Below are 17431 nucleotides of genomic sequence, written 5' to 3'. Positions count from 1 at the left end.
GTCAATTCCCCAGCGTTCCGATGCCCCTGAGCGAGAAGAGGAGCTTGTAGCTTGAGATGTCAGGCCTCGTCTTCCTGCCGGCCTCGATCCCCACGTTCCAGCATTCGCTGCGCGGATACACCGTCAGGGTCGCGGTCCCCTCGGCCAACCGGGCCTCCCTGATGGAATAATTCATGGTCGTCTTCAATCCCAATGACCTGACGGGACGGACGGCGAACTGTCCGTTCAGGTCCTCAGCGAGGTCCCGCGATATGCGGTACTCCAGCGACGCCCTGTGGTCGGCGGAGCGCTTCCACTCCGCTCCCAGCGCGGCCAGCGTGAAATTTCCTCGCCCCGTGTCGAACAGGGTCTCGCCGGTCAGCGTCCAGGGCGGGGAGGGACGGACCTGGAACCTCGCAAAGACGTCGGAAGCCGCCTCGCGCTGCCGCCCGATCCTTCCCGCCGCGACGTCGATCTGGTCGCGCAGCGACCTTACGAACGGCGAGAGGGGATCAAGATAAGGCGAACCGGTAGGCTCCCTCTCCCCAAGCTCCAGCGCCCATTCCAGGGCAAGCGATGCCAGCTCGTACGGCCCGGTGACGTTGTCCGTGCCGCCCTGGGCCGCATTGTCGGCGCCGCCCAGGCGCAGCAGCCGTTGTGTCACCGAAAATGTGAGCTGCCGCTGTTCCGTGACGCGCGCCCATTGGTCGGTAAGCGGTATATCGGTCTGATTTACGGAAGGGACGAATCGGAACGCGACGTCGGACTGCACCAGGTGGACCAGCCTCTTTCCGTCCTCCCTTTCGAATGTCCGGCGGAAATCGGTCTCTACATGACCGCCGCCGCCGGGAAGGACCCTTCCCCCGCTCCGGGTACCGTATACATCCGTCGTCGGCGTGGAGCCCAGCAGATCCAGGAACAGGAAGGGCGTGAACGTGACGCCGGGATGCAACCTGAATGACCGGTTCAGCTCGGCGTAGCTTCTGCCGCGAAGTTCACGGTCGCCCGCGCGCCGGTAGAAAAAAACGGCCGCGATCTCGCCGCCGGCTTCGATGCCTCCGAAGCCCACGGGCCGGGGAAGAAAGGCCGCCGTCGCCTCGGGAAGCCGCTGAACGGTGTTGTCGTCCGGGACGTCCTGAAGGTCCTGGACCCACGACGCGGAAAGCGCGCCGTAGTTTTCCCCGGATCCGCGGCCGATGAACGCCCTGGAAGCCACGTGCCTTCCCGTCCTCAGGATATCCTCGTCCACCAGGTCGACGTAATACGGATCGTCCGAAACGAAGTCCCATTTCGCGTTCGAGGTCCAGCCGTCGCCGTTACAGTAAGCGTTCTTGCCGTAGACGCGGTACCTGTCGCCGTCGAATTTTCTGTCGTGGTGCGCCGTGAAATGCGCCTCACCCCCCGCGGAGGGAGTCAAGGCGTATCGGTACTCCACTTCGGGGCGGAGACCCCTGTCGCTCATATGTTCGAGTGTAACAGTGGCGTCGCTCCACTTCGATATCGCCCAGTAGAACGGGAGCTGGAACGAATATCCCTTCGATCCGCTGTGCGAGAAATTCGGCATGAGCAATCCGCTTTGACGGGTGAGCTTCACGGGGAATGCCGCCCAGGGGAGCCAGAGGACGGGCTTTCCCCGAATCTTGAACGTCACGTCCTTCCCCACGGCGTACCCGTCTATGGTGACTTCCGATCTCCTCACCTCGAATTTCCAGTCCGGCTCGGGATCGCAAGGGCAGGTGGTCAGCGTCCCCTTCCTGATCCGGAACTTCCGGGCGCCGATCTTCTCGAACTTCTCGCTCTGGATCTGGTAGTTGTTGGTGGCGAGGCGGATGCTCCCGTTGTACATCACCCCGAGTTCCGTCCCTATGTTCAATTCGATCCGGTCGAAGGAGAATTCGTCCCCCATTTCCTTGTAATGCACGCGCCCGACCAGCTCGGCATCCCCTGTTTCCGAATTGTACCGGATCCGGTCCGCGCGGATGGAGCGGTTCCCGAACCCTATCTCGACGTTCCCCTCGGCCACGGCGATCCCGGTGTCCTCGTCGTATGAAAGCGAGTCGGCGTTAAGCGTCACCGGTCCGCCCAGCGTTATCCCGGCGGCCTGCTTCGTCCCGGATTTAAAGACGCCGGGAAGGAGGTTGGCCGCACGGACGGGCGCCGACAAGGCGGCAAGGATGACCGCCGCCGCGATTACCGCCGGCAGGCGCATCACGGGATTTCCCCCACCCTGCTGCGGTATGCTTCCCCCACGGCAACGAGTGAGCCGCACACGATCACCAATCCCCCACGGCGCGCCCACTTCCTCGCTTCCGTCCATCCGTCATCGAAGTTTTCCGCAGCCCGGAATGCGCAACCGATCCGCCGGCAGGCGCCGGAAAGCTCATCGAGGGATGCCGCGCGCTCGTGTTCCATCGGGAATACGACCCACCCGTCCACCGTTCCACGCAGTTCTTTCAGGAACCCGAAAATGTCCTTGTCGCGCAGCATGCTCCAAAGGGCGATGATCCGCGCGGCTTCGTTCACCGCCTTGCGGGCGCGAAGTTCCCTTGCCAGCGCCCTCGCCGCATCCGGGTTATGCGCACCGTCCACCCATGCTCCGGCGTTGCCGCGCCCGGGCAAAGGGGAAAAACGCCCCGGCCATTTTGCGGATTCCATGCCCTCTCTCGCTGCTATCGCGAAGTCGCCCGGATCCACCCCGGAAGCGGAAGCCCATCGCCATGCGGCGGCGCACGCAATGGCGGCATTGTCACGCTGGAAAACGCCTGCCATCGACAGCCGGGCTGCGGGTACTTCGGCTCCAGGCAGGCGGACCCGAATCCTGTCCCGGCCGAATTCCTCCCACCGGAAATCCCTTCCCAGCTCCCAAACCGGGGATTCCATCTCTTCCGCCTTGCGGATCACGACGCCCCGCGGGATACGGCGGAGCGCGCCGATCACGACGGGGATCCCGCGCCGAATGATTTCCGCCTTTTCCCCTGCGATCTCCCGCAAAGTGCCCCCCAGCCATTCACTATGGTCGATCCCCACGGTGGTTATCACGGAAACGGCAGGGTTGCAGGCGTTCGTCGCGTCCCAGCGTCCTCCCAGACCCGCCTCCATGACCACGACGGCCGCTTTCGACTTCCGGAACCAGTCGCAGGCGGCCCAGGTCATCTCCTCGAACCAGGATGCCGGAGGAGCGCTTTCCGGTCCCATGGCCCTGGAAAGGGCGGACGCCTTCCGCAAGGTGCGGCTCAACGCTTCCGCCGGGATCTTCCGTCCGGCGACCCGGATGCGTTCCTCGGGAGAAACGAGATGCGGGGAGGTGTACAACGCGACCGGACCTGTGACCAGCCTGCGAAGGACCGCCTCGATGAACGCAGCCGTCGATCCTTTTCCGTTCGTCCCCGCGATATGAATGGTGCGGAAGGAGCGCTCGGGGTGGCCCGTCAGTTCGAACGCCGCCCGTATCCGCTCGAGTCCCGGCCGGATCGTGCCCGCCGCACCGGCGGAAGACCGTTGTGGGATACGGGCGATGCCCCCGGTCATTTCCCGGGGAATGCCGTCATGAAGCGGAGCAGCTGGGTAAGCGTGGGCTTCAGGCGGGTCCGCTCCACGATGATGTCTATCATTCCGTGTTCGAGGAGAAACTCCGCCCTCTGGAACCCTTCGGGCAGTTTCTGCTTGATCGTCTGCTCGATCACCCGCGGCCCGGCGAACCCGATAAGGGCGCCAGGCTCGGATACTATGATGTCTCCCAGCATGGCGAAGCTTGCGGCGACTCCCCCCGTCGTTGGGTCCGTAAGTACGCTTATGAACGGCAGGCGCGCGTCGGCCAGCCGCGCGAGGGCGGCGCTCGTCTTCGCCATCTGCATGAGCGACAGGACCCCTTCCTGCATCCTTGCGCCCCCGGAAGCGCTGAAAACGATCAGGGGGAAGGACAGCTCCAGCGCGGACTCGGCGGCGGCGGTGACCTTTTCCCCAACTACGCAGCCCATCGACCCGCCGAGGAACTCGAAGTCGAGGACGGCGAGGACGACGTCGATCCCGTTGATCTTCGCCGATCCCGTAATGACCGCCTCCTTGCGTCCCGTTTTCTTCTTCGCTTCCTTCAGCCTGTCCGTGTACTTCTTCGTGTCGGTGAAGGTCAGCATGTCCACGGACTCGAGGTCCTCGCCGAACTCCAGGAAGGTCCCCTCGTCGGCGACGGCGCGCAGACGCTCCATGGCCGGGATGCGGAAATGGTAATTGCACTTCGGGCAGACGTTCAGGTTCCGTTCGACCTCGGGCTTGTAGATGATCTCGAGGCAGGCGTCGCACTTGATCCACATCCCTTCCGGGATCTTGATCTTCTTTTCGCTTTCGTCCTTCCTTCGGAAAAGACGTATGGGCATCGTATTCACCTCAATTCCTTTTTGAGGGACCGAACGAAACGCCTGAGCGCTTCCGGCCCGGTGCGCGACGCGCCGTGCTTCTCCACGATCTTCACGCAGGCGCTCCCGACGACCGCCGCATCCGCAAATCCGGCAACCCCGCGAGCCATTCCCGGCGTGGATATGCCGAATCCCACCGCGACGGGAAGCCTGCTGCGCAACTTCACCGCCTTCGCCCAGGCGGCGACATCGGCCGGCAGCGACGTCCTGGCCCCCGTGATTCCGGTCACTGAAATAAGGTACAGGAAACCGGAGCCGGAATCGACAGCCTTGCGTATCCTCGGGAGACTGCTCGTCGGCGAAGCCAGCGGAATCCAGTCAAGCCCCGCCATCCGAGCTTCCGGCGCCATCTCCCCGGCTTCCTCGTACGGCAGGTCGACCACGAGCGTTCCGTCCGCCCCCGAGGCCTTCGCAACCTTGCAGAAACGGCGCACGCCGTAGCTGAAAAACGGATTGTAGTAACCGAACAGTACGACGGGCAGCGGATGGGTTTTCCTTAGGTCCCGGACCATGGAAAGCGCCCGGTCAACCGTCATCCCGCCGTCCAGGGCGCGCCGGGAGGCTGCCTGTATCGTCGGGCCGTCTGCCATCGGGTCGGAAAACGGGATCCCCACTTCGAGAATGTCCGCTCCGCCGTCCGCCGCCGCGCGAAGATATGCAAGCGATGACCCGGCATCCGGGTCCCCCGCCGTCAGGTAGACCACGAGGCCCTTTTCTCCTCGTCTTGCGAGGGACGCGAAAACTTCCTCAATCCGCGACATGCGCCCCCCCCATTCTCTCCGAAAGGATGGTAATGTCCTTGTCCCCCCTGCCGGACACGTTTATGACGACGGACTCGGACCGCCGCATGCTTCGCGCCATTCGGATGCCGTAAGCGAGGGCGTGCGAGGACTCGAGCGCCGGAAGTATCCCTTCGTATCTCGACAGGAGGTCGAACCCTTCCAGCGCCTGCTCGTCCGTAATGGATACGTATTTCGCCCTGCCGGTGGACTTAAGATAAGAATGTTCCGGGCCCACCCCGGGGTAGTCCAGTCCTGCCGAAATGGAATGCGCCTCCCGGATCTGCCCGTCGTCGTCCTGGATCACGAAGGACTTGCTTCCGTGAAGGACGCCGACGCGCCCCCTGCACAGCGTCGCGCCGTGTTTCCCCGAGGACAGGCCATGGCCCGCGGCCTCGACGCCTACCAGCCGGACTTTCCTCTTCGGGATGAACGGCGTGAAGATCCCCATGGCGTTGCTTCCTCCGCCTACGCAGGCGACGACGGCGGAAGGCAGCCCGCCCTCCACGGCGCGGAACTGCCGCAGGGTTTCCTTTCCTATTACCGACTGGAAGTCGCGGACCATCATGGGATACGGGTGCGGGCCGGCTGTCGAGCCGATCAGGTAATAGGTCGTTCGCACGTTGGTGACCCAATCCCGCAGCGCTTCGTTCATGGCGTCCTTAAGCGTTTTGCTTCCGGATTCCACGGGGATCACCCCGGATCCCAGAAGCCGCATCCGGAAAACGTTCAACTCCTGGCGCCGTACGTCCTCCGAACCCATGTAAACCGCGCAATCGATGCCGAGCTTCGCGCATACGGTGGCGGTCGCCACGCCGTGCTGTCCCGCGCCGGTTTCCGCGATGACCCGCCTTTTCCCCATTCGGTGAGCGAGTAGCCCCTGCCCGAGCGTATTGTTGATCTTGTGGGAACCGGTATGCGCCAGGTCCTCGCGCTTGAGGTAAATCCTCGCGCCGCCTGCCTTCTCCGTAAGCCTGCCCGCAAAGTACAGAGGGGTGGGGCGCCCCGCATAATTACGCAGCAGTCCGGATAGCTCCGCCGAGAACCCCCTGTCGGAGGAAGCCTTCCCGTACGCGGTTTCAAGCTCTATCAGGGCCGCCATGAGCGTCTCGGCGACGTACCGCCCCCCGAAAGGCCCGAAATGCCCGCAGGAATCCGGCATTTTGTACTTAATGTTTTCGAGCATATTCAAATGCTTCCTTCGCATTATTAATGAAAGACCTTAACATATTCTGGTCCTTTTTCCCCGGCGCCGCTTCGACTCCGCTCGCCACGTCCACACCGTCCGGATGCAAGGTTTTTATCCCAGCCGCCACGTTCTCGTGTGTAAGCCCGCCGGCAAGCACCCAGGGCTTCCCGGGCTTCATTCCTTCGATCTTTCCCCAATCGAACGGCTTTCCGGTGCCCCCGAACTCTCCCGGAACGGAGGTGTCCAGCAGGAACGCTTCGCACGGGTATTTCCCGTACAGGTTCAGTTCCGAGCCGTCGCGAAGATGCACCGCCTTGATCCGGAAAAATTTCAGCCTCCGTGCCGCGGCCGGGGGCTCATGCCCTGAAAGCTGCACCATATCGATCTTCAGAAGCCGGCAGACGCTCTCGATAGTTTCCGGGAGCTCGTTGACGAACACCGCCACCGGAACGGCCTTGCCTCGCACAGCCGCGACGATCGGTGCGGCCTCCGACACAGGGACGTGCCTACGCGATCCCTTGTAGAAATTTATGCCGACGGCGTCGGCGCCCAACGAAGCCGCCAGCGCCGCGTCCTGCGCCGAAGTCACCCCGCAGACCTTGATCCTGAACAGCTTCAAACCCTATTCCTCCACCTGCGGCAGCCGCGCGAGCGCCTCCCGGATATCGCTCGCGGGATGCTCGTGATCGGTCAGCCTTCCCGCCAGGAAATCGTCGTACGCGGCCAGGTCGAAGAACCCGTGACCGCTGAGGTTGAACAGGATGGCCTTCTCTTTCCCTTCCTCGTCCGCCTTTTTCGCTTCGGCGATCGCGCAATGAACGGCGTGGGACGATTCGGGCGCGGGCAGGATACCCTCCGACCGTGAAAATGCGAGCGCGCTCTCGAACACCATGTTCTGGGGATAGGCCTGCGCCTCGATCAGCCCTTCGTGATAAAGCTGGCTGACCAGCGGGGAATCACCGTGGTAGCGCAGCCCACCGGCGTGGATCCCGGCCGGAACGAAATCGTGCCCCAGCGTATACATTTTGACCAACGGCGTCAGCTTCGCAGTATCCCCGAAATCGTAAGCGTAGATCCCCTTTGTAAGCGTGGGGCAGGACGCGGGCTCCACGGCGACGACCCTTGGATTCTTCGCCCCGGAGAACTTGTCCCGCAGGAACGGAAACCCGATCCCCGCGAGGTTGCTTCCGCCCCCGCAGCAGGCTATGACGACGTCGGGATAATCCCCCGCGATCTTCATCTGTTCCCGGCATTCCTCCCCGATCACCGTCTGGTGGAGAAGGACGTGGTTCAGGACGGACCCGAGCGCATAGCTGGTATCCTCGCGCGTTGCCGCATCCTCGACTGCCTCGCTTATGGCGATTCCAAGAGAGCCCGGGGAATCCGGATTTCCGGCGAGGATGGCCTTCCCGCTTTGCGTATCCGGGCTCGGAGACGGGACGACCGTCGCACCATAGGACTCCATCAGCATCCTGCGGTACGGTTTCTGGCTGTAGCTCACCCTCACCATGTACACCTTCGCTTCCAGGCCGAAGAACGATGCGCCCAGCGCGAGCGCGGAGCCCCACTGCCCCGCTCCCGTCTCCGTCGCGATGCGCTTCCTGCCCGCCATCCTGTTGAAGTACGCCTGCGGGATGGAAGTGTTCGGCTTGTGGCTTCCCGCCGGACTGGTCCCCTCGTACTTGTAATAGATGCGGGAGCGGGTCCCGATCGCCGCTTCGAGGCGCCTGGCGCGGTACATCGGCGTGGGGCGCCATAATGCGTATACCTTTCTCACCTCTTCCGGAATGGGAATGAACCTCTGCGTTGAAACTTCCTGCTCGATGATCGACATCGGGAAGAGGGGAAGCAGGTCGTCCGGAGTGACGGGTTTCCCCGTCCCGGGGTGCAGCACCGGCGCGGGAGGGTTCGGCATGTCCGCAAGGATGTTATACCAGGTCTTCGGGATTTCCGAATCCTTCAGCACGATCTTCGTTTCCACGGACATGCTCCTTCGCTTATCCTTTCGCGGGAGTCCGATATCCCCGGAGCGTGCGGATAGCCGCCGCCGGGTTTCCTGCCCTTACGAGCGTTTCGCCCACGAGAAACGCGTCCGCCCCCATGGAGGAAAATTCCGCGATCTCCGCGGGGGAACCGATTCCGCTTTCCACGATTTTCACGGCGTTTCCCGGGACCATGGGGAGAAGCCGCCGGGAAGTTTCGAGGTCCACCCGCAGGGTCGCAAGGTTCCGGTTGTTGATCCCGATGAGCGCGGCCCCGCATGCCGCCGCCATTTCCAGTTCCTTTTCGTCGTGCACCTCGACGAGCGCCTCCATGCCGAAGGTAGCGGCCTCGCGGGCAAGCCGGCCCGTCTCGTTCCCCAGCACCGCTACGATCAGCAGGACAAGGTCGGCGCCGCAGGCCCGTGACTCCGCGACCATGTACTCGTCCAGCACGAAATCCTTCCGTAGAACGGGCACTGTCCCGCAGGACGTGCTCGCGGCCGACAGGTCGTCGAGAGAGCCGCCGAAATAACGGCCTTCCGTCAGAACGGAAATGGCGCAAGCGCCTCCTTCGGCATAAGCACGCGCGGTTTCAGCCGCGTGAAGATCTTTCCGGATCCATCCGCGGGACGGTGAAGCCCGCTTGATCTCCGCGATTATGCCCGGTCCGTTTCCCAGGCGATCCCTTATATCGCGGCGGTTGCGGTTCTCCTTCGCCCGCGCCATGACGGAAGAAATCGGTTCTGCCGCCTTTCTCTTCGCGAGCTCCTCCCGCACGCCCGGAAGGATCTTGTCCAGGAACGACGCCATTCGATCTCAGCGAGCCTCCTTGCGCCCCAACACTTCAAGGAATGCCTTCAGCCGGGCCGTCGCGGCGCCCGAATCGATCGACTTCTTCGCTTTCTCCACCCCTTCCCTGACGTTCTCCGCCATCCCTCCTGCGACGATGGCGAACGCGGCGTTCAACAACACCGCCTGGCGGGCGGGGCCGGCCGCGCCCGAAAGTATCCCTGAAAGGATTCCGGCGTTGGTCGCGGCATCTCCGCCTTTCAGCTCCTGCATCGGGACGTAATCGAACCCGGCGGACCTCGGGTCGAAAAGGTAGCGCTTTACTTTCCCGCTTCCCACTTCCCACACTATGGATGGCGCCCCCAGCGTCACCTCGTCCAGCCCGTCGGTGCCGTGGACGACGAATGCCCTCTTTAGTCCCAGCTCCGCAAGGACGCCGGAGTATACTTCGCCGAGCTCCTCGCTGTAGACGCCGACAACCTGGCAGTTCGCTTCCGCCGGATTGCTCAAGGGTCCGAGGATGTTGAAGATCGTGCGGATGCCGATTTCACGCCGAGGTCCTATCGCGTACTTCATCGACGCATGAAACTTGGGCGCGAACATGAATGTGATCCCCGCCGTGTCCAGCGACTTCTGCACCTTCTCGGCGGAAGCAGCAAGGTCCATACCGAGCGCTTCAAGCACATCGGCGCTTCCCGCGCGGCTCGTTACGGACCGGTTGCCGTGCTTCGCGACCCTTATGCCCGCGCCGGCGGCGACGAACGCCACGGTTGTGGATATGTTGAATGTCCCAGCACGGTCGCCTCCCGTCCCGCAGGTATCCAGAACGTCATCGCCGGGGGCCGTCCTGATCCGGATCGCCTTCTGCCGCATCACACCGGCGGCGGCGGCGATCTCCGCCGTCGTCTCGCCTTTCATCGCGAGGCAGGAAAGGAAGGAGGCGATCTGGGCCGGCGTGGCCTCCCCTCCCATGATCATCCACATCGCGTCCCTCATCCCGTCGGCGGTGAGGTTCTTCTTCGCCGCCACCTCCGAAATAGCCTCGCGGATATTGCCGAAACAGCGCAGCACCGGCTGCCTCGGATCGATGAGAGACAGGAAATTCTCCAGGATCCGCATGCCGTACTGCGTCAGGATCGACTCGGGATGGAACTGGACACCGAAGATCGGGCGGGAAACGTGCCGTACGCCCATGATTTCGCCGTCCTCCGATTCCGCGCACACCTCCAGCTCGGCGGGAAGCGAGGACCGGTCGATCGCGAGCGAATGGTACCTCGTGGCCGTCATCGGGTTTTCTATGAGGGAAAAGATCCCTTTTCCGTTGTGGCGGATCTTGGAAGTCTTACCGTGCATGAGCGCCTGTGCGTGGACGATCTTCCCGCCGAATGCCTGGCCGATGCACTGGTGCCCGAGGCACACTCCGAGGATGGGGACCTTGTCAGAAAATGCGCGGATGGCCTCCAGTGAAATCCCAGCGTCATCCGGCCCGCCCGGACCGGGAGATACGAGAATGCCGGAAGGGTTCATCCCGGCGAGGTCCGCCACCGAAATCCCGTCGTTGCGGAAGACCCGGACGTCCGCTCCAAGTTCTCCCAGGTACTGGACCAGGTTGTAGGTAAACGAATCGTAATTGTCGATGACCGCTATCAAGAGGATGCCTCCTCTCCGTCATCTACGCCGATTGCCCGGAACAGGATGCGGGCCTTGCTTCGGATTTCCTGCCATTCCCTCTCCGGGTCGGAGTCGGCGACGATCCCTGCGCCCGCCTGTATCATGGCCTCCCCGTTCCGCATCACTATCGTGCGGATGGTGATGCAGAAATCCATCCCTCCATTGAAATCGAAATACCCTACCGATCCCGCGTAGACGCCGCGCCGGAACGGCTCCAGTTCCTCGATGATCTCCATGGCCCGCACCTTGGGCGCGCCCGTGACCGTCCCGGCGGGGAAGGTGGCTCGCAGCACGTCGAAAGCCGATTGGCCTTCGCGGAGCCTGCCCACGACATTGGATACGATGTGCATCACGTGGGAATACCGCTCCACCGCCATGAGTTCGTCCACTTTCACAGTACCCCACTCGGCGACCCTTCCGACGTCGTTGCGCCCCAGGTCGACCAGCATGACGTGTTCCGCTATCTCCTTCGGGTCGGACAGGAGGTCCGCTTCCAGCCGCCGGTCTTCCTCGGGGGCCGCACCGCGCGGTCTTGTGCCGGCGATGGGCCGAAGCTGCACGAGGCCCCCCTCCAGCCTGACCAGGATTTCCGGCGACGAGCCGACGATGGAAAGGTCCCCCAACCGGAGCAGGTACATGTACGGAGAGGGATTCAGGGCGCGCAGCACCCGGTACACTTCGGAAGGGGTCCGCCCCGTCGGGACCCGCGCGCGGTTCGACAGGACGGCCTGGATGATCTCCCCGTCACGGATATACTCTTTCGCCTTCCGGACCGCGGAGAGGAACTTCTCCTTCGGAGCCTCGAAGAACGGGCCGGTGGCCTTTTGCCCTTCCGGGATCTCCGACCACGGCAACGGCCCCTGGAGGATTTCGCGGACTTCGCCGACCGCGCGGCGGCACCGTTCGTAGGCGGCGTCCGCATCCGCGGCCCCCGAAACCTCTCCGTGCGCGACGATCAGGATAGTGTGTTTCACGTTGTCGAAAATCACCAGCCTGGAAGGGAAAAGGAACTGGGCATCCGGCGTTCCGTCCGAAGCGTGGGTGTCGGGGATGCGCTCGATGCTCCGCACGTAGTCGTATCCGAGGAATCCGACCGCGCCGCCGGACAGCCGCGGGAGCCCTTCCTCATGCCGGTACCGTATCCCCGAAATTATTCCCGCCAGTTCCCGAAGCGGATCTCCTTCGGCCGGAAGCACCCTTTCTTCTCCGCCTTTCCGGATCGAGACCTTGCCGCCGGACGCGCAGTAGCGGAGATACGGGTCGAAGCCGATGATGGAATATCTCGCCCACTTCTCACCTCCCTCGACGCTTTCCAGAAGGAAATGGTCGTCCGGGAAACGGGCCGCGATCTTCAGGTAGGCCGAAACCGGAGTTTCCAGGTCCGCGTGGAACTCCTCCCAGACGGGGAGGACCGTGTATTCGCGGGCGTGGGAACGGAACTCTTCCTTGGCGGGACGGATATTCATACGGTTCACCCCGGCAGCAGGCGCGCATCCACCTGCATTTCCCCCTTCAGCTTTTCGATCGCTTTCCTCGCGGCTTCACGCTCCGCGTACGGGCCGACCAGTACGCGGAAGTACCTTTCGCGGTTCTTCCCCGCCCCCTTCGCGAGCCTGACGGAATACCCCGCCTTCGCCAGCCGCTTGCGGAACGATTCGGCCTTCCCCTTCTCGCGGAAAGAACCCGCCTGCACGACGTATTTCTTCCGGCCGGCTTCCGCCTTCTTCTGTTCGGCCGCATCGTCCTTCTGCGCCGGGGCCACGAGAGGCACGGGCCCCGCCTCTTTCCGTGCAAGCGTCTCCTGGAACGTGAGGCGTTTTTCCACGTCCCCCATCGTCGTTTTCGCATCGGGCGGCGGCACGACCGGAACCTTTACGGCTTCCTCCGAAAAAGCCCCAAGTTTCTTCCCGATATCGTTCGCCTCCGCCCGCGGCGGCGATCCCTGCGAAGCCTGCGCGGGCGCGGCGCCTTTTCCCTGCCGGCCCTCGGCTGAAACCGCGTTCTTCTCGATGACCCTGCCTACCTGCAGGCCGATAACGAAAACGACGATCAGCGCGGCGAAAGCGCCCACTGCGAAAAACGCGAAGGTATTCCTCTCTCCGCCCCCCCAGCGGCGCCCTCTCTTATTGTACAGATATTTCACATGCGCTCCGGCGCGGAGACGCCTATCAACGAAAGCCCCGTGGCCACGACCGTCCGCACCGATTTCGCCAGCGCAAGCCTCGCCTGCGTCCGCTCGGGCGTCTCGCCGAGAAACCGGTGGTTCTGGTAGAAACCGTGGAACTCCCGGGACAGTTCGAGGAGGTAAAACGGAATCCTGTGGGGCTCACGTTGCCGCGCCGCTTCCGACACCACATCGGGGAACCTCGCCACCTTTTTCATCAACCCCACTTCATCGGGAAGCGTCAGGGAAGAAAGGTGCGGACGGTCGCACTGGTCGATTCCACGCGCGGCGGCTTCCCTGAAGATGCTGCAGATCCGGGCATGCACATACTGGATGTAATATACCGGGTTCTCGCTCGACTGGGTCTTCGCCAGGGTAAGGTCGAAATCCAGGTGTGAGTGGAAGCTCCTCAGCAGGTAGAAGAAACGCGCCGCGTCGGTCCCCACCTCGTCCAGCACCTCCCGGAGCGTCGTGAACTCCCCCGAGCGAGTGGACATCTGGACCGCCTTCCCTTCCCTTATAAGGGTCACGAACTGGACGAGGAGGATCTCCAGCAGGTTGTCGTCGAGCCCGAGCCCGCGCATCGACGCCAGGATCCTCGGGGCGTATCCATGATGGTCCGCTCCCCAGATGTCGATCATCCGCGAATAGCCCCTCAGGTACTTTTGCCGGTGATACGCGACGTCCGCCGCGAAGTAGGTGGTCCTGCCGTCTGCGCGGACGAGCACGCGGTCCTTCTCGTCGCCGTGCGTCTCGCTCTTGAAGAAGACCGCGCCCTCCGATTCGTAAAGAAGCCCGCGTTTCCGCAGATCGTCGATCGCTCCCTTTACGTCTCCGTCGCGGTGAAGGTTTTCTTCCCGGAACCATAGGTCGAAACGCACCCTGAAGTCTTCGAGGTCCTTCCGGATCCCGTCGAGGATCCGCTCGCACGCCTCCCTGCGGAATGCGGGGAGCGCTTCTTCTTCCGTGGAATCCTTGTATCGGTCTCCTGCCTCCTTGCGGAAATCCCTCGCAAGCTCCGCGAGGTATTCCCCCCGGTAGCCGTCTTCGGGAAGTGCGGCGTCCATGCCGCACTCCTGGAGGTATCTCGCGAACAGCGATCGCCCGAGGTTGTCCATCTGGTTGCCGACGTCGTTCACGTAATATTCCGTCGAGACGTGGTACCCCTCGAATGAAAGGAGCCTCGCCAGCGCATCTCCCACCGCCGCACCCCTCCCGTGCCCCACATGGAGCGGCCCGGTGGGATTGGCCGACACGAACTCGACGAGCACCTTCGTACCTTCTCCCTGGTCCGACGACCCGAACCTTTCGCCTTTACGCAGGACGGTGGCGATCACTTCCCTCCATGCGTTTTCGGAAAGAACAATGTTTATGAATCCCGGACCGGCAACGGACAGCGATGCGATCCAGCCGCTTTCGTCCGCCCTGCGGATCGCCTCGACGAGTTCGGCGGCGACCTCCCTGGGCTTCTTCCCCACATGCTTCGCAAGCTGCATGGCGGCATTGCTCGAGAAATCCCCGTGTTCTTCCTGCCGCGGGATCTCGACGGAAAAGGAGATGTCCCGCTCGATCCCCCATTGCGTCAATTTCCGTTTTATTCCGGCAAGAAGGAGCGATTCCGTGACCTTTCGTACGTCCACGCAAAACCTCGATAACGGGAAAAAAGTAATAAAGTAGATACTTTATTACTCATCGGAGGGCAAGTCAACTGCCGGCAGGTAAACGCGCCGACTATGTGAAGATTACTTCGGAAGCCTGAAGCCCCTTCGGAGTTTCACGGGCTTCGAACTCGACCTGCTGGCCTTCCTTCAGCGTCCGGTACCCATCCATCCGTATAACCGAATAATGCACGAAGACATCCCTGCCGCCATCCTGCTCGATGAAACCGTACCCTTTCGTCTCATTGAACCATTTCACCTTTCCGGCTCCCTTCATGGCACGACCCCCGTCAAAGATGTAAGGATGAAGTATCACAGGGAGTCGGGAATTGTCAATAAGTGCCTGATAATTAAGGGGATAATTCCAATCAACGTTTTATATATACCGTCGTGCGGTCCCTGCCTCCCTGTTTCGAAAGGTAAAGCGCCTCGTCGGCCTGCCGCATCAGTTCCTCTCCGGTCATGCCGTGCGCGGGATGGCAGGCGATCCCCATGGATGCCGTTACGAATACTTCCTTCCCGCCGAATACAAACCTCGTTTGCCGTATGATGAGCCTCAACCGTTCGGAGAACATGACCGCGTGAGCCTCGTCTATGCTGTGAAGGTATATCGAGAATTCCTCACCGCCGTATCTGCCTGCCATGTCGGCTTTCCTGACCGTCTTCCCTATGACTCCGGAGACTTTCCTCAACACTTCATCCCCCGCCGGATGCCCGTACGTGTCGTTTATCCTTTTGAAATGATCGATATCCAGCATGACCACGGCGCAAGGATATCTGCCGTCCATCCGCGACAGGACGTTGACTAGCCGCTCATGGAAAGTTTTCCTGTTCAGCAGCCCGGTGAGTCCGTCTATCTTCGCTTCCCGCTCGAGGTTCTCCAGTCGCATGGCATGGGAGATCCCCATCCGCATTATGGCGAGGATGTCCTTCGCAGCTTCCGCATCCTCCCCTTCGAAGCGCCGCCCCTCGCAGGCTTCGCACGCAAGGATCCCTCGAAATCCTCCCGGCTCGGGGACGGGAACCAGAAGATATCCTCTTCCCTGATCTCCGCTCCACGCCTGCGGGAGGACGGGGTGCCTTCCCGAAGAGCCGTGATCGGCGCCGAACATGCGGTGAACTCCCTGCTTCAGCACCCACTCGGCGTAGGTTCCATCGAGGGATACCCACTCTTCCCCCGCCCCCGGAAGCCCTCCCGTTTCCCAGCCGATCCGTCCGCGCCTGCCGTCTGCAGATGCTTCCACGAAGAGCACGCGTCCCGCGTCAAGGTGGCGGCGGGCCTGCTCCACGGCAACCTTGTACACCTCCTTCCGCATTGAAATGCTCTCCCTCTCCTCTCCTTCCCTGCGTTCCGAAACCTCGGCGATCTTCCTGACCAGCAGATGGAATCCTTCCTGCTCCGCAAGATACCTGTCCATCCGGTTTTGCCGCCGCGCTCGTGCAAGTTCCCTCGCTGCGAGGAAGGCCGCCATTTCGAGAATCTGCCCTGCGGGCCCGTCCCATCCGCCTTCGGCGAACCGGACAGCGAGGATCGCGCATTCGGCCTTCTCCCCGATACGGACCGGGGCCGCCGCCACTCCTGTCGGAACGCCGGATTCGCCGTCCCTGCGGGGGATCCGCCATTTTCCCGCTTCTTCGCCTTCGGCGATAAACGTCCGGCGCAACAGCATCGCCTCGCGAACGGGGATGTAATCCCCCGGTATGGAGACGACTCCGCTTTCCGCTCCCCTGCACCCTCCGCGGAATGCCGAAGCCCCCACGCGGAACGACCCCCCGGATCCGGGTGAAGGAAAAAGGAAATGTATCCTTTCCGCCCCGATGACCGGAAGGACGCCTTCCAGTATCCTAAGAACGCCCTCCATGAGATCTTCGCGGGATCGGACCAACCCCACACGTTCCGCTGCAAATTCCGCATCCCCTTCGGCGTCTTTCCCGTTTTCCCAAGGAACCTCCGCCGGACGCGCTTCGCGTATGCCGCCATCCATCGGTCCTCCGATTTGCGGCGATCCAGGTATTTTCGACCTGGCGATCCGTCCTGCGAATGTTCCGAATACGCCCAAACCTGCGATGGAAGCGATCCGAACGACGGCAGGCCATTCTCCGTCCGGAGAGAAAAGGAGCCAGGCGGAAGCGAGGGCCGCGTACGCAGCCGCCGGAATCGAAGGAAGGAAACAGGCGAAGGACGGAAAAAGGATCGCGGGGGCGATGCGGGTTTCGGAAAATCCCGGGAAGCATACTCCGGCTTCCAGCAGTGCCGCCCCGCCCCAGGCCAGCATTGCGGGTATGTCGGGCAGGCGGTCTTTCCGCCGCGAAGTGAAGAAATCCCTCGCCAGGAGTCCGGCGAACGCCGCAGCTGCCGAAACGGGAAGAAGCGCCGCCCGGCCCGAACCGCCGCTCCATCTCCATGCGAGCAGAAAAAGCGAAAGGTGCGCCAGTGAAACGGCCGGGATGATATGCCTACGGACGGCCGGATCCTTTTTTCGCGGGCGGTGGCGCGGGGGCATCCTTTTTCTGATCGAGGACGATGACATTCTCTTTATCGCCGATGAGACCGAGCTCCTTGCGAGCGATCTCTTCGATGTAGGAAGCGTTGGTCCTGAGCTTCTCCACTTCCTGCTGAAGGCGGCGGTTCTCCTCCCGCAATTTCGCGTTCTCCTCGACGGCCTGGCGGTGGGTCCGGTATAGTTTCAACGTGCCGACGACCCCCATTTCCCGGAACAGCGAAAACAGGAGGAGCAACAAGGCGATGCCGCCCGCAACAAGGAAGGGAATTCGCGGCTTCCAGCGCGGTCCCGGCTCCGGCTGCAT

15 protein-coding genes are annotated in these 17431 nt (G+C 62.6%); all 15 read right to left on the bottom strand.

All coding sequences use genetic code 11. From position 1 onward, the window contains the following. Nucleotide 1: 1 nt before the first annotated feature. A complete protein-coding gene (locus tag HY896_04760; protein MBI5575656.1) occupies nt 2-2188 on the bottom strand; it encodes an LPS-assembly protein LptD in 2187 nt (728 codons plus the stop codon). Next, nucleotides 2188-3507: a hypothetical protein gene (locus HY896_04755; GenBank protein MBI5575655.1), complete on the bottom strand. Its 1320-nt coding sequence runs from the start codon at nt 3505-3507 to the stop codon at nt 2188-2190. The genes HY896_04760 and HY896_04755 overlap by 1 nt, the downstream gene beginning before the upstream one ends. After that, entirely contained in the window at nt 3504-4352 is an 849-nt protein-coding gene (locus HY896_04750; protein ID MBI5575654.1) for an acetyl-CoA carboxylase carboxyltransferase subunit beta, read from the bottom strand. The genes HY896_04755 and HY896_04750 overlap by 4 nt, the downstream gene beginning before the upstream one ends. Before the next feature lie 5 nt (nt 4353-4357). Beyond that, on the bottom strand, nt 4358-5152 hold the full coding sequence (locus HY896_04745) for a tryptophan synthase subunit alpha (protein ID MBI5575653.1): 795 nt from the start codon (nt 5150-5152) through the stop codon (nt 4358-4360). After that, nucleotides 5139-6356, bottom strand: a complete 1218-nt coding sequence (gene trpB / locus HY896_04740; protein ID MBI5575652.1) for a tryptophan synthase subunit beta — start codon at nt 6354-6356, stop codon at nt 5139-5141. The genes HY896_04745 and trpB overlap by 14 nt, the downstream gene beginning before the upstream one ends. Beyond that, nucleotides 6340-6978 carry a phosphoribosylanthranilate isomerase gene (locus HY896_04735; GenBank protein MBI5575651.1) on the bottom strand — a complete coding sequence of 213 codons (639 nt, stop codon included), beginning with the start codon at nt 6976-6978 and terminating at the stop codon, nt 6340-6342. The genes trpB and HY896_04735 overlap by 17 nt, the downstream gene beginning before the upstream one ends. Nucleotides 6979-6981: 3 nt before the next feature. Then, complete coding sequence (locus HY896_04730; GenBank protein ID MBI5575650.1) at nt 6982-8340, bottom strand: TrpB-like pyridoxal phosphate-dependent enzyme; 1359 nt, start codon at nt 8338-8340, stop codon at nt 6982-6984. A 16-nt stretch (nt 8341-8356) separates the two neighbouring features. After that, nucleotides 8357-9151, bottom strand: coding sequence for an indole-3-glycerol phosphate synthase TrpC (gene trpC, locus HY896_04725; GenBank protein ID MBI5575649.1), 795 nt, complete (start codon nt 9149-9151; stop codon nt 8357-8359). A 6-nt stretch (nt 9152-9157) separates the two neighbouring features. Continuing rightward, the gene (locus HY896_04720; GenBank protein ID MBI5575648.1) at nt 9158-10780 is read right to left on the bottom strand and encodes a bifunctional anthranilate synthase component II/anthranilate phosphoribosyltransferase; all 1623 of its coding nucleotides are present in this window, start codon (nt 10778-10780) and stop codon (nt 9158-9160) included. After that, nucleotides 10777-12267, bottom strand: coding sequence for an anthranilate synthase component I (gene trpE / locus HY896_04715; protein MBI5575647.1), 1491 nt, complete (start codon nt 12265-12267; stop codon nt 10777-10779). Before trpE ends, HY896_04720 begins: the two co-directional genes overlap by 4 nt. A gap of 5 nt (nt 12268-12272) precedes the next feature. Continuing rightward, nucleotides 12273-12944 carry an SPOR domain-containing protein gene (locus HY896_04710; GenBank protein ID MBI5575646.1) on the bottom strand — a complete coding sequence of 224 codons (672 nt, stop codon included), beginning with the start codon at nt 12942-12944 and terminating at the stop codon, nt 12273-12275. After that, nucleotides 12941-14605, bottom strand: coding sequence for an arginine--tRNA ligase (locus HY896_04705; protein MBI5575645.1), 1665 nt, complete (start codon nt 14603-14605; stop codon nt 12941-12943). Before HY896_04705 ends, HY896_04710 begins: the two co-directional genes overlap by 4 nt. Nucleotides 14606-14696: 91 nt before the next feature. Further along, complete coding sequence (locus HY896_04700) at nt 14697-14900, bottom strand: cold-shock protein (protein ID MBI5575644.1); 204 nt, start codon at nt 14898-14900, stop codon at nt 14697-14699. A gap of 91 nt (nt 14901-14991) precedes the next feature. Continuing rightward, nucleotides 14992-17127 (bottom strand): sensor domain-containing diguanylate cyclase, encoded by a 2136-nt coding sequence (locus HY896_04695; protein ID MBI5575643.1) that lies wholly within the window; start codon nt 17125-17127, stop codon nt 14992-14994. Beyond that, nucleotides 17081-17431, bottom strand: coding sequence for a septum formation initiator family protein (locus HY896_04690; GenBank protein ID MBI5575642.1), 351 nt, complete (start codon nt 17429-17431; stop codon nt 17081-17083). Before HY896_04690 ends, HY896_04695 begins: the two co-directional genes overlap by 47 nt.

The organism is Deltaproteobacteria bacterium, assembly GCA_016218975.1.
GTDB lineage: Bacteria > Desulfobacterota > Deferrimicrobia > Deferrimicrobiales > Deferrimicrobiaceae > JAENIX01.
This window is presented reverse-complemented; position numbering and strand designations above follow the sequence as displayed.